Source organism: Ohtaekwangia sp., assembly GCF_036568665.1.
Taxonomy (GTDB): domain Bacteria; phylum Bacteroidota; class Bacteroidia; order Cytophagales; family Cyclobacteriaceae; genus Ohtaekwangia.
On the sequence record NZ_DATCSD010000338.1, the window covers coordinates 1 to 14,807 of the forward strand.

10 protein-coding genes are annotated in these 14,807 nt (G+C 45.1%); all 10 read right to left on the reverse strand.

Annotated features, from left to right (window positions below; genetic code table 11):
* A partial coding sequence (locus tag VIN08_RS19190) for an ABC transporter permease (RefSeq protein WP_331968336.1) occupies positions 1–1,863 on the reverse strand: 1,863 nt, incomplete at its 3' end.
* 12 nt (positions 1,864–1,875) lie between these two features.
* On the reverse strand, positions 1,876–4,491 hold the full coding sequence (locus tag VIN08_RS19195; protein WP_331968339.1) for an ABC transporter permease: 2,616 nt from the start codon (positions 4,489–4,491) through the stop codon (positions 1,876–1,878).
* Between the two features lie 4 nt (positions 4,492–4,495).
* Positions 4,496–4,840, reverse strand: coding sequence for a PadR family transcriptional regulator (locus VIN08_RS19200; protein WP_331968342.1), 345 nt, complete (start codon positions 4,838–4,840; stop codon positions 4,496–4,498).
* Between the two features lie 454 nt (positions 4,841–5,294).
* Entirely contained in the window at positions 5,295–6,770 is a 1,476-nt protein-coding gene (locus VIN08_RS19205) for a CHASE3 domain-containing protein (protein WP_331968345.1), read from the reverse strand.
* A 7-nt stretch (positions 6,771–6,777) separates the two neighbouring features.
* A complete protein-coding gene (locus VIN08_RS19210; RefSeq protein WP_331968346.1) occupies positions 6,778–7,887 on the reverse strand; it encodes a BamA/TamA family outer membrane protein in 1,110 nt (369 codons plus the stop codon).
* Entirely contained in the window at positions 7,888–11,010 is a 3,123-nt protein-coding gene (locus VIN08_RS19215; protein ID WP_331968348.1) for a CusA/CzcA family heavy metal efflux RND transporter, read from the reverse strand.
* Between the two features lie 3 nt (positions 11,011–11,013).
* Positions 11,014–11,313 (reverse strand): DUF190 domain-containing protein, encoded by a 300-nt coding sequence (locus VIN08_RS19220; RefSeq protein WP_331968351.1) that lies wholly within the window; start codon positions 11,311–11,313, stop codon positions 11,014–11,016.
* 12 nt (positions 11,314–11,325) lie between these two features.
* Positions 11,326–12,288 carry an efflux RND transporter periplasmic adaptor subunit gene (locus VIN08_RS19225; protein ID WP_331968354.1) on the reverse strand — a complete coding sequence of 321 codons (963 nt, stop codon included), beginning with the start codon at positions 12,286–12,288 and terminating at the stop codon, positions 11,326–11,328.
* 6 nt (positions 12,289–12,294) lie between these two features.
* A complete protein-coding gene (locus tag VIN08_RS19230; RefSeq protein WP_331968357.1) occupies positions 12,295–13,542 on the reverse strand; it encodes a TolC family protein in 1,248 nt (415 codons plus the stop codon).
* Between the two features lie 286 nt (positions 13,543–13,828).
* On the reverse strand, positions 13,829–14,807 hold a 979-nt coding region (locus tag VIN08_RS19235), incomplete at its 5' end, for a bifunctional lysylphosphatidylglycerol flippase/synthetase MprF (RefSeq protein ID WP_331968358.1).

The window sequence follows — 14,807 nt, forward strand, 5'->3', positions numbered from 1 at the left end:
CTGCACACCTATAGATTTTTCTTCTTTTTGCTTGCCATCATTCCAGAAACCATTGCCATTTCGCTTCGTGCCGCGTATCGGTAAATAATCACTTACCGTAACATGTTTCACCTGCGATAGCTGCAGTAATTCGTCTTTGAATGTTTTTACTTTATCGCCCAAGGTATTGGTGCCCTGAATAACCAGTACCTGGTCCTTTTCAAAGCCTACTTTCTTGTTAAGTATATATTCCACCTGCCGGTATATAATAAAGGTGGCGATGATGAGAATGATCGATGTAGTAAACTGAAATACCACCAGCACACTTCGTGTAGAAGAGTTCTTACTTCCACGGCTCATATTTCCTTTCAACACTTGTATGGGTTTAAATGATGACAGGTAGAAGGAGGGATATATACCGGCAATAATGCCAACTAAAAATGAAGCGCCAATCATTAAGGGAATAAACCACCATTGCTGCCACGGAAATACCAGGAGTTTTGCCGCCAGCACATTAAAGTATGGCAACAACATCCACGCAATAAAAATCCCGAGAGCAAACGAGAAGAAACTATATAGCAGTGACTCTACCAAAAACTGACTGATAATGTTACTGCGGAATGAACCCACTGTTTTTCGAAGTCCTACTTCCTTGGCACGATTAGCCGATTTGGCCGTAGACAGGTTGATGAAGTTGACACACGCGAGCAATAGTATAAATATAGCAATGGCACCAAACAACCACACAAAGCGAATATCGCCATGGCTGAGCGGATCTTCTATACCTGCATTATACAGGTGTATATCCTTTACCGGCTGCAGCTCAAATGCTATACGCTTTACCAAATCCTTCGCGTTGGCAGTTCCTTCTCTCAGCCAAAGCGGAAGCATATACTTCTCCACTACTTTATTCAGCTTCTTCTCCAACTGCGCTATATCTGTACCCGGACGAACCGTAATATAGGTTGGATAGTTAGTAGCGCCCCAATAGTTCTGTTCACCATCCCAGAACTGGCGTTCCTTCATGGTAACAATAAAATCAAAATTGATATGCGAGTTGGAAGGAAAATCTTCGATAACACCTCCGATCTTCAGAGGATATTTCGCCTGGTCGTTAACCACCATCAACTTCCCTACAGGATTTTCATTGGGGAAATATTTATCCGCTTTCCGTTTGGTGATTACCATGGTGTTGGGTTCATCGAGGCAATGTTTCAGGTTGCCGTATACCATGGGTATACTAAAGATCTCCAGCAGTTCCTGGTCGGCAAAAACAAATCCTTCTTCGTATGTATTCTCCAATTGATCATCCCGTCTTATCTGGTTGCTGCCTCCGCCAAACAACTCGCTGGAATTATAGCGGCCGGCTTTCTCTATTTCAGGATAATCCTGTTTCAAGGCAGCAGCAAACGGAGCCTGAAACCATACACCCCGGTGTGCTTCACCATCGGTATATACTTCCACCACGCGGTATATACGATCGCCTTCAGGATAATGAAGATCGTAACTCAATTCATCTTTTATATAGAGCGAGATGAGCAGACACGCAGCAACACCAAGTGCGAATCCACCGACCTTGATAAAGGAATACATTTTCTGCTTGTTCATATTCCTCCAGCCGATCTTGAAATAATTTTGAAACATAGCGTAATGATTTAAGTTGTGTGACCTGGACTTTCGTATAGCGAATGGCCGCATATAGTGCAGCACCTCATACCAGTATAGTAGCTTTGCCCGGAATACTGATCCCTTCTTTACGTTGAGCAGAAACTCTTCTTCCAGATCACCGACTACTTCTTCCTGCAGATCGTCACGCAGAAATCCGGTGAGCAATCTTATGGCAAGTGCCGGTGGTCGTAGGGAAGTATAGGGGGCTCGCTTCATATTTTTATAGACCTATTCGGTCTTCAAACTTTTCGAAGGACTCATCAATGCCGCACGAATGGCCTGGTAACTTACGGTTGCCAATGTAATGATAAGTGCTCCCATACCTGCTGCAGCCGGCACCCACCACGAAATCTGTGTATGATATTTATAGCCTTCGAGCCACTGTAACAGAAAGTAACATGCTATAGGTATAGCGAAGAAACAGGAGATCACCACAAGTATAACAAAGTCTTTCGATAGCATCTTCCAGAGGCTCAGTACAGAGGCACCCAATACTTTACGCACACCGATCTCTTTGGTGCGCTGCTCTGCCACGAAGGAAGCCAGACCAAATATACCGAGACAACTGATGATGATGGCGAGTACCGAAAATACAGTTGTAAGTTTACCGATGCGTTCTTCTGCCTTGAACTTATCATCATACGCTTCATCTACAAATTTATATTCGAATGGTGCCGATGGTGTGTTTCGCTTAAACACAGATTCGATCAACCCGATACATTCGCTGGCGCTCTTCTCCGGATTTAACCGCAGGTCTATCCACTCCACACCGTTATACCCCAGCAGATATACCGACTGTTTCACAGGTCTGTAGGGAGATTGTACGAGCAGATCTTCTACAACACCGATAACGGTATATTTATTTCCATCCCAATTCACTTCCATACCGATCGGCTCTTTTATGTTCATAAACTTCACAGCCGCTTCATTCAGAATGATAGAAGATGAATCAGTGGAAAACTCGCGCGAGAAATCTCTTCCTTCTTTTACTTTCCAGCCAACGGTTTTTCCATACTCGTGTGTTATCCAGATAGTGCCAAAGTCGGTTTGCAGATCAGGATCTTTACCTTTCCAGTCAAAGCCTCCGCTGTTAGACCATATATTCGTCATCGGACTGGACGACTGCGCCATCTCTGTTATAGCTCCTGTATTTTTCAATTCATTGCGCAGCACATCAAACTTCCCAAAAAACTCCGTTGTCTTCATCTGAATCATCACCAGTCCTTCACGATTATACCCTACGGGTCTGTCTTTGGTAAACTGAATCTGCTTATAGACAATGATCGTTCCGATGATGAGTATTACCGAAACAGTAAACTGCACTACTACCAATACTTTGCGCGGCACAGATGCCAATCGCCCGCTCTTGAAAGTACCTTTCAATACTTTTACCGGTTGAAACGATGACAGATATAGGGCCGGGTATGAACCCGCGAGTAAACTGGTAACAATAATAAAGCAAAGGCTCACGATCCAGAACACCGGATTCAGCCAGTGTATAACTATACTCTTATCTGCAAGTGTATTAAACCACGGCAGAGCTATAGCTACAATACCGGCTGCTATAATAAATGAGAGAAACACTATCAGAAATGATTCACTGAGAAACTGACTGATCAATTGTTTTCGCATAGACCCGATCGTCATGCGTATGCCAACTTCTTTTGCCCGCTTCTCTGAACGTGCTGTGCTCAGGTTCATAAAATTTATACAGGCCAGCAGCAATACAAATACACCAATGATACCGAAGAGCCACACCATTTGAATACGTCCTCCGCTTTGCTTGCCATCTTTCCACTCAGAGTAAAGATGCCAGTCGCGCATGGGGTGCAGAAAAACTTCCGGTGAAAACTGGCGTTCGCGTTCTGCATGATCCTGTTTTATTTTTTTGATCTTTTCTGATACTGTTTGCAGATCAGCGCCTGGTGCGAGCTCAGCATACAGTTGAAATGAATTATTTCCCCATTGTGTGGCAGCACGTTTTATCCACGGGCTATGCGCAGACGCCAATTCCCAGTTGGCTATAAATTTCAGATCGGTATGTGTTGTGTTAGCCGGGAGGTCTTCGTATACACCAACTACTTTTACATTGATGTCGCTGTCGAGTATAATACTCTGATTCAGCGGATCATCCTTACCAAAGAGTGCTTCAGCAGTAGACTGTGCCAGCAGTATAGCACTCGGATCTTTAAATGCGCTGCGGGTTCCTTTCAACATCTTTAGCGAAAAGATTTCCGGAAAATCGCCCTGGAAAAAATTTCCATCCTTGGATATCTTTACATCTCCGCGACTCAGTATATGTCCATCCGGCCAGCGACCTATTGCTATATATTTAAAGTCTGCTCCATATTCATCGCGCAGGGCTGCTTCCAGTGGCAATGGCATGGCTGTCTGCGATCCTTTTACACCATTGAATGTTTGGTGCTGCATTACCTGCACAACACGATCATAATTCTGGAAGTACCTGTCATAGGAGAGTTCATCGTATACCCACAGACCAATGAGCATCGCTACAGCCATGCCTACTGCGAGGCCCCCTATATTTATGAACGAATATCCTTTGTTAGATACCAGGTTTCGGAAGCTTACTTTGAAATAATTTCTGAACATATCGTAATGATTTGAGTTTGTTCTTGATCGTTTACGTATTGCAAAAGGGCGCATATAGTGCAGCACCTGGTACCAGTAATTAAGCCGTGCCTGAGACGCAGATATAGTTCTGGCGGTAACATAAAATTTCTCTTCCAGGTCACCGATAACTTCTTCCGACAGATCATCGCGAAGAAAATATAGCAGCAACCGCGTAGCAAAGCGTGGCGGTATAAGTTTGGGTTGTTTCAACACTATATCAGCTTACTCCATAATTAAACTTTCCGGCAAAGGCCGGGTACTGTTTCCACAGCGATACTTTGAAGTCCATCGACTCTTTTAATACACGCTTACCCAATGCTGTGATGGTAAAGATTCGTTTTCTTCTTCCTCCACGTTCAGCAGTGGCGTTGCCCATGGCAGATGAAAGAAAGCCTTTACCTTCCAGTCGGTCGAGTGTAGAGTGCACCGCTCCTATCGATACCGATCTGCCGGTTTGTGACTCAAACTCTTCTGCTATTTTAAAAGCATAGGCATCTTCGCCCAGTATACCTACCAGCAGGAGAATCACTTCTTCAAATTCACCAAGTCTTGTTTCTATCATTTGATACTAAATTGTAGAACAAATATAACAGAAGCCTCCATTTGTTCTACGATCTAGTAAGAAATACTCACGGTTTTTTGAAAGGTTGCATTAAAGGCGGAAAAAAATTTAAATGCACTGGTTCCGACATCCCGATAGCTATCGGGAGCTGATGAACGCAGAAAGAGAAGTAAGCCTGAAGTTTAAGGTTCAAGGTTTAATGCAGAGACGGGAAGATGGAAAGTCCGGAAGCTTTTACTCATAACGAGGAATGAATATCGAATAATGAGCAAGGAATACGAAATGTCGAAGTGAAGACACATTCACGAATAATTATTAATGATTAACGTAAAACTGAATAACGAACAAGGAACATCGATCACCGAATGATGAAGTATAAATACACCCTATCCCCCACCCACGATTAACGAATAACCGCCAACGATTAACTATTAACCGTTAACGAATCGATGTATCATGCAGGCAGTGTTACCTTAAACGTTGTGCCTTCGGATACTTTGCTGGATACGGCTATTTCTCCGTTTACGAGTTGGATGAGTTCTTTTACGATGGCGAGGCCGAGGCCGGTGGAGCCCTCTCCTCCTGTAGGGCGATTGTTGAGTCGCTGGAACTTAGAGAAGATGCGAGGCAGATCTTCGGTGCGTATACCAGGCCCCTGGTCTATTACTTCAAAAATTACTTTGCTATCAACAGCGTGTACCCGTAGCGTTACGTGTTTCTCCTGAAGCGAAAACTTGATGGCGTTGGAAAGTAAATTTTCGAGTATGCGCACGAGTACATCTTCATCGGTAAATATCTCGTGTTCGTATTTCTCTATATGTAATGCTATATTCTTCTTGTGTGCTATCGGTTCAAACTCGGCATAGAGGCGATCGAGTACTTTTTTGAGAGAAACTTTCTGCAGGTTTATTACGGTGAGTCCGTGCTCGATGCGGTTTACATCCAGCAGGTTGTCAATGAGGCGCTGCATATTGCGGCAGGCATCTTCCATATAGTTGAGATACTGCAGGTCGGAAGGAGAGCGTTCGTCTTTATCGAGCTTCATTACTTCGATGAGTCGCAGTAATCCTGACACCGGAGATTTGAGATCGTGCGAGGCTATACCCAGAAAGTGATCCTTCTCCCGATTTACTTCCACGAGTCGCTCGTGCATGACCTTCAGCTCTTCTATATTTTGCTTCAGGTCTTCATTCAATTGCACCGTCTCCTCTTTCGTTCGCTCCAATTCGGCTGTGCGGTCTTTTACTTTTTGTTCCAGTATAACATTGGCATGCTCCAGATCGAGCAGCAGGTTTTTGTTTTGCTTCTGTTTATTATAGAGTGCTACAAATGCAGAAGCCGATGTAACAACAATGAGCACCAAACTTCCCAGGCGGATCAAGTCTTCCTGGTCGTTTGCAGTTTCATACTCTTCGTTACGCTGACTCAGCAAATAACGCTCGTGTTGCGACAAGTCGTTCATGAGTACCCGCAAGGTATCCATATAGGTCTTGCCGGTTTTCGCAGAGATCAGGTTCATCGAACTATCCTGCCCGTGCTGATGATAGGTGGCGAGTGAGTGATCGAGAAACTCCTGCTTCTTATGAATGATCGGTGCTATATGATTTTGGATGAGCAGTGCCTGCCGTCTGTTCTCGCGCACTAATCCGGTTAATGTATCCAGTGCCTGCGTTATATCTGCTTTCGCATCGTAGTACGGTTCGAGGAAAGATGAATCTCCGGTAATGATAAATCCATGCTGGCCAGTCTCCATATCTTTCATCAACGATATAAGATAGGTTGATGTCTGAATTACTTTATAGGTATGCGTAACGCGATTGATCGATTCTTTTCGCTGCAGACTATTACGATGTTGAAAATACGAACTGGTAACTACCAGGATGGTAGACACGATGAGCAGTATAAATACAATATTGACGGAGAACTTCATATAAACCTTAAAATGCTTCCCCTAAATTAATATACGTTCCCTGAGAATGCTTGCCGAAACCCGCATCGATACGAAGATTCAGGTTTTCTTTAGGGTTTAGGGAGAACCGGAGGCCAACTCCGACTGAAGGTTTTAGTTGCTGCCAGTTAAATACCTGCGACAAGTTCGGGCCTACCTTACCGACTCCGGTAAAAATAACAGCGCCCCAGCGTTTATATACCGGGGTGCGCAACTCTGACTGAAAGGCTATCATGTTCCTGTCCTGGTAGCGCCCTTCGTAATAACCACGCATATACATATTGGTACCCATTACCGAATAATCGCGGATGGGTATATCGCCACTGGCGGAGATCAGGTTAAACTGAAACGCCAGCACGCGGTTGTTTCGTATGTCGAAGTACTTGCGTACGTCCAGGTTCTGTATATTAAAATTATAGTCGCTGCCCAGAAAATTGCGATAGGCATTGATGAAGTACTGCACGTAAAATCCTCCGCTGGAACCAAATGCATTGTTGCGTGAATCCCAGCAAAACATAAGACCTGTTCCGGAGATCTTGCTGCCATACCGCCCGAGTATATTTTCACGATCGAAGAGGCTTTCACCGTTGCGCGAGTCATAATCAAAGTTGAATACATTCTGGTACTCGTAGCTGATACCGGCAAAGAGATTGGGTCGTATCTTTTTCAGCAACTGTGGGTATATATCGAATTGTGTAATGGTATAATCTTCTTCGGCCGATGAAGGCGTGGTATTGCCTAATCCCCAGAATTTATCGGGAAAATGACTGGCACTCATGACAAAGTGCAGTATATAATCTTCGCCTTTAAAGAAGATGTTTCCTTCCGATGCCAGCACGATCTGCTTGCGCACCGTTACAAAAGATACCAGCTTTACGTTGGAGGTGCGCGAGGTGGAATCAGACTTCAACCTGAAATAATATATACCGGCTGCTCCGACACCCCATTTATACTCGGGAGATTTAACAATCATCGGAAAAACAATGTAGCGGTCAGCTTTGCTGAGGGTAAGCGGAATCTTCTTGTTGTCGATTTCCTGTGCTAAACACCCGGTGTACACCCAGCAGAGCAATACCGCTACTGTTATCCGTGATCTCATTTATGATTTCTTTTTCTCAATCCAATAATACAAAGCGGTGAGCAAAAAAGGAGTAAAAATAAGAGTAGAGGTTAATCCGCCTATAATTACGGTTGCCAGCGGACGTTGTATATCGGAGCCGATACCCGAAGATTTGGCTGCCGGCACCAAACCGATGATGGCCACAATGAGCATCATCATGATCGGACGCAACTGTGTAGCTGCTGCACGACTCAGGGTAAATTCCAGGTTTGAGTTATCGAGCGTACGCTCGCGGTTGATCGCGGAGATGAGCAACACCCCTGCCATAACCGATAGCCCGAACAACGACACAAAGCCTACACCTGCCGATACGTTAAAGTTATAGCCTCTCAACAGCAGCGCCACTATACCACCCGCCAGTGCAAAGAGTACACATACGAGTGTCATGAGCGAATACTTGAGATTCTTGAAGAGTATAAATAACACTACGAGCACAATGATTACCGTAAGCGGTATAGCAATCATCAACTGCTTGCCGGCACGTTCCAGGTTTTCAAATTGTCCGCCATAGTCAATCGAGTATCCCTGCTGCAAATGTATAGCCTGCGATATTTTCTTGCTTGCTTCAGCAACAAAACCACCCTGGTCGCGCCCCTGTACATTCGTTTTTACAATGAGCAGTCGCTTGCCATCGGCCCGGTATAAATTGGTTTCACCATCCATCAGCTTTACTACGGCCAGCTGCGACATCGGGATCAACTCTCCGGAGGCAGAAGGCACTTGTATCGATTTGATCATGTCGAGGCTGTTACGATTCTGCGGCACATAGCGCACTACTATATCATAACGTCTGTCGCGATCGTAGATAGAGCCTATCGCTTTACCGCCTATAGCGGCCTCCACCATGTTCTGTATATCAGCTACATTTATACCATAGCGGGCAGCTTCTTTCCGGTTGATCTGTATATTCAACTGTGCCTGCGGCCCTTCCTGTTCCATGCCTACATCTGTAGCGCCCTGCATGCCTTTCACGATCATCTTTACAGTATCGGCTATACCACGCATCTTATCGATGTCATAGCCTTGTATATTGATGGCCAGATCGGCAGCAGAGCCTGTTACAGTTTCCATTACGTTATCGATAATGGGTTGACCAAAGGATATAAATGTAGATGGAAGTTCTTCTTTCAATTCTCTGCGTAACTCCGCGATCAGTTCCTGCTTGGTGGTGTCCTGCGACCATGTTTTATAGTCTTTTAAAACCATCATTACTTCTGTACGGTTGGATGGGAACGGGTCGGTACCATCATCGTTTCGTCCGGATTGTGTTACGATGGATTCGATCTGCTTATGTCTTGCTACTACTCTGCGAATGATCGGTGAAATCTTTTGTGTTTCCGTTACCGATGTACCCGCTGGCAGAAAAGCACGCATCCAGATAGAACCTTCATCAAGTGGCGGCAAAAATTCTGTTCCGAGTTTTACAATGAACGAAACCAATACCAGCACAGCAATAAACCCTACGATGACTACCTGCTTGTGATACTTTAATATAGTGCCGAGACCTTTTTCATATTTACGTTCTACCCAGCTGATCAGGTCGATCTTCTTGCGCCATGCAGGCACAGGCTTCTCGTCATGTTCCTCCAGGTATTTACGATATACAAAAGAAATGAGCACCGGTATTACAGTAAGGGCACACACCATAGCACCGATTACCGCGAATGCCAGCGTTACAGCCATAGGCGAGAAGAGTTTTCCTTCTACACGCTGCATGGTAAGAATCGGCATATAGGCCAGGATGATAATGGTTACCGCGAAGAATATCTCGCGACCAACTTCCTGTGATGCATTCAAAGTAAGTTGAATGATACCGCCCTTGCGTTCTTCTTCGGTGGCCGTTTTAAATTTATGCACGAGGTGAGCCGCCATGACGCAGGCACCATCCACTATAATTCCAAAGTCGATCGCTCCCAGCGACAGTAAATTTGCCGGTATACCATTCAACTTCATGAGTATAAAGGCAAACAGCAACGCGAAAGGAATAGTAAACGCTACTACGAGTGCGGATCGTAAATTACCGAGGAACAATACCAATACGATAATTACGATGGATACACCTTCCAGCAACGTGTGGGATACTGTTTCCAGCGTGTTGTTTACCAGTGACGTGCGGTCATATATAGGGGTGATCTTTACACCTGCCGGAAACTCGTTTATCTGCAGGTCTTCCATCTTCGCCTTCAGCGCCTTCAATACTTCCGATGGGTTTTCGCCTCTGCGCATGGATACTATACCTTCAATGCCGGAGTTCACGTTTTTACCATCGTGAAATATACCATAGCCTAACAGGCCGGATGGTGGCGGAGGGCCAACCTCTACCGATGCCACATCCCTTACAAACACCGGCACTCCGTTTATACTGGTGATGACTATATTTCGAATATCATCTTCATTGCGAATAGCTCCTATACCGCGTATAGCAAGTCCTTGTCCGCCACGCTCTACTATATTTCCACCGGTGTTACGGTTATTGGCTTGTATAGCTGCGAGTACTACGGGAAGTGTAATACTATATTTGCGCAGTTTTTCCGGCGCTGTAAATACGTGAAACTCTTTTACCGGACCACCGAAGGTAACGACATCGGCTATACCGGGCACCTGCAATAACGATGGTACAATAACCCAGTCTTGCAGATCGCGAAGATCAGTAGGTGTTATATTAGAAGGTGCTTCCAATACATAGCGGTATATTTCACCCACGGCTGTCGTAAGCGGACCTATCTCGGGAGTAACACCATCGGGTAAATCTGCGCTCGCCAATCGTTCAATCACCTGCTGGCGTGCAAAGTAATCATCGGTACCATCCTGAAATGAAAGCTGTATCTGTGCAAGGCCAAATACGGTACGCGATCTGCGTGCAATTACTTTGGGCACATTGTTCAGCGAGCGTTCTATCGGTATCGTTACCTGTTGCTCTACTTCTTCGGCAGCACGGCCCGGATATTTAGCAATGATAATAACGTTGGTATCCGCTATATCCGGATACGCTTCTATCTTCAGTAACTTGAAGCAAACCAATCCAACCACCATCAGTACCAGCGATACAATGATGATGGCTACCCGGTTGGTAAGCGATATGATCAACAACCTTCTGATCATGATTTATAGTATTTCGATTTTATGAATAATTATCAGACCGCCTTCCATATAGGTGCGCAGCTTCTTTACCGTCTCCCGCACTTTTTCATCTTCGTCAATGAAGGTGATCATGAGCGAAGGTTCGTCAAACGAGAAAAGTTCATGCGGGCGTTTGATGCGATGATGCCTGCCGAAGGCTGCATGTGCGCGAAAGGAAGTAGCACCGGCAATTCCCTGCTCGAGCAGAAACTGCATCACAAAATCGTGCAGCGACTGATCGCCCATATAGCGCTCCTGATCGATATATATTTCTGCTTTTACCATAGGTGCTGTTGTTTAATAGCCGAACGATAATCCTTTTAACTCCATCGCGCCTTTTACCACGACTTTGTCATCTTCATTCAGGCCATGCAGCACCACTACTTTATCATCGAGCTGCTGGCCGATAAGCACTTCTTTGCGCTCGAATGTAGTAGGCGTTGTTGCCACGAACATAAAATCTTTACCCTGCACATTTACCAGTGCGCTTACCGGCACTGAAAGCGTATTGTCTTTCTGCAAATCGAAGAGTACGTTGGCAAACATGCCCACTTCAAAACGGTTATCGGCATTTGGTAAAACAACGCGCACCTTCACCATGCGGGTGATGTTATCAACCTCAGCACCTATACCATTTACAGAAGCCTTGTATTGTTTATCACCAAACGCAGTAAAGGTTACGGTACATTGTGTGCCGGGCTTTACCTGCGCAATCTGGTTCTCCGGCACTTCGCAGATGAGCCATGCTTCTTTCGTGCGCGGCTCTTTAAGCTTGGCAGGATCAAGACCCGCCAGTTTCAGTTTTGCTTCCTGCTCGGTAATAGCTGCTTCTTCATTGGCAAGTTGTGTCTCGGCATCGAGCACTTCTTTTCCGGTAGCCGCACCGTGTTGCTCCAGGTCTTTTACCCTGTTCAGGTTTACCTGCAGTGTATGTATATTAATAATGTGCTGAAGAAATTGAGAATAGGTAGCGCTGAGATCAGCATTATCAAACAATACCGTGTTGCGTCCTCCACGCTCGGTCGACTGAACAATGGCTACTGCTACAGAAGCAGGTGCTGCATATTGTGCCGATAGATTTTCTTTCTTTACCTCTTCGGTTTGAAAGAAAGCCAGACTCTTCTGGTCGTCAGGGAAAATAATTTTCTTTCCCTGCTCTTCCACACGAGGCGGCTGCACAGTTTTAGGAGGGTCGGATGTTGTCTTTTTCTGACACGCCCAGGCTGTCAGACAAAACAAGAGAACGATGAATCTGTTCATAGTAGGTTATTCTGCCAATTGATTAATAATGCCAGTTGCAAAGAGTAGCTGTATATAGCTTCTGCGAAAATTCTCCATAGTGCTATAGTAACGTTGCTGGGTATCGAGCCACGAACGTTGTGCTTCGAGGAGGTCGATAATAGATGTGCCTCCTTTTACATATGAGTAGCGTACGCTGTTTAAAATGTTATCGGCCTCTGCCAGGTTTCGTTGATAATCTTCCAGGTTCTGCCGTTGGGTAACATAACTTCTGTAAGCAGTCATGATCTCTGTTTCGGCCTGACGTTCGGTGGCCCATAGATTTTGTTCGGATTGGTACTTGAGTACTTGCGCTTTTTCGCGCATACCCTGATTACGATTGAATATAGGTATAGATACTGTACCGTAGAAACCAAAGTAAGGCACGTTGTTTTGCGGGTTATACATACCGCCTACTTCCGGCTGCGGATAGGCAAAGGAGCGTTGCATTTTCATGTTGGTATTGCTCACATCAATGGCATTCTTGGCTGCGAGCACATCGCTTCGCTCGTGCGTTCCCATCTCTACCAGGCTATCGCCAGCAGTAAGTATAGTATTGAATGTACCGTCTGAAAAATCAACGGACACGCTATCGGTCAGACCAAGTAAATATTTCAGGTTTTGTAACTCATTAAAATAACTTTGCCGTGCAGTGACGATATCGCGTTGGTATTGCTGCTGTAGCAGGCGCGTACGTTGCAGATCGGTGTTGGTAATTACCTTGTTACGCAATCTATACTCATTGATCTGCACCAGGCTGTCTATATTGGTCTTGCCTTTCTCCAGTATATCCAGCCCGATCTTTGCCGACCATGCATCAAGCCATTTGTTGGCTACGGCATAAAATATACCGCGTGAGTTTTCGGTGTAATCAAGTTTTGATTGTGTAAATAATTTATTGGCCAGATCAACTTTATTGGTGCGCTGCCCGGCAACCTGCAAAGGTTTTGTTACCTGCCACCAGTACTGACCATTTACAGAATTGCCCCACGATGAACCTTCTGCACGCCGGTTGCGATCGGCTATATGCAATAACTGCATGTTGAAAATCGGATCAGGGCGAATTTTCGCAGTGGTGATGTCTGCCTCTGCTGAGTTGATGTTGTAGGATGCAACTTTCAGATCGGGGTTGTTCTTTTTAGCAAGCTGCAGCGACTCCTTCAGTGTAAGAAGTTTTTGAGCATACGTCTGCCCAAGGGAGAGAATACAAAACAGTACGATAACTATACTTTTCATGTCTATATTTTTTAAGCCACAGTTTTCAGGGCCGGATGTCAACCTGTGTCTTAATGTGTGTTAGGTTAATCCTTTGGTCCGCCTGTGTTGCCACATCTTTCCAGTTCTTAGATGGCATTAGCCTTACAGGTCACATATCTGTTATATAAAAAGTAAAATATTTCTGATGACCGGATTTCTGACCGGACGAAATCGATAGCTCAAGCCCAACTGTTGAATCAATATACTAAAAAAGAGTGGTGACTCTATAAAACAGGATCACCTGAGGAAGAGAAATAACATCGGCTTAATCCATATCCGACAGGTTTTTGAGCACTACCGGAAAGCGCAGCAGATCATAGAGTTGATCGTATACCAGGTAACGATTCTCCCACACAGGGCCAAATTTATTCTTATACTCATAGAGTCCTTTGAGGCGCGATGCCTGCCGGAAGTGATCGCGATAAAAACGGATCACCTGTTCATTCATACTGGCCGGTTTATCGAACCCGGCAAATGCAGCAAGCCCCATGTTAAACGTTTTATAGTGCTGGCCCTTAAAGTATTCCATCATCTTTACCATCAGGTAATCAACACTTCCATTGGGAATATCACTTATATATCGCAGCATATCATAGGTAGCTTCACCCGGGCGATAACCGGGAATGATGTTGGCAAATGCCAGCAGGGTGCCTTCTTTATCGCGCAACGCCAGGGCTGTATGCTGGCGCACAAGGGTCTCATCAAATATACCTTGCGTAAAGCCAGACTCCCGGTGTCCCTCCTGTTGCAGCCAATTGTCTGATACTTTTTTTAATGCTTGAATAAAGTCATCTGCCAGCGGTGGTTCGTGTGCTACTATATGCAAGCCGTTGGTCTCTGCTTTTCGTACAGCATTGCGCAGCGACTTCCTGTCGGAGCCATTGAGGTTGAAAGTATCCAGGTCTACAATAGCTTCCTGGCCTATCAGAATATTTTTCTTGTGGAGATCATGAAATAACGGGAGATGCTCATCGCCCACACGATAATAAAATGTACGAAGTCCCTGTTCGCGACAATACTCTTCAAACTGGTTTACCAACTGTTGGGCTGCCGGCCGATCAGGAGCAACGGGTGCTTCCAACACTACAGCATAGTGTTGTGATTCTCCGTATGAAACAAAACCATTGCCTTCTGTATTAAAGAAGAATTGTTTATCGGGATATACTTTAAAAAAATCGAGGGAAGAGTTGCCATGCTCTTTTACTATATGGAGGGCTTTATCGGCACCATCCTTATCCAGCACC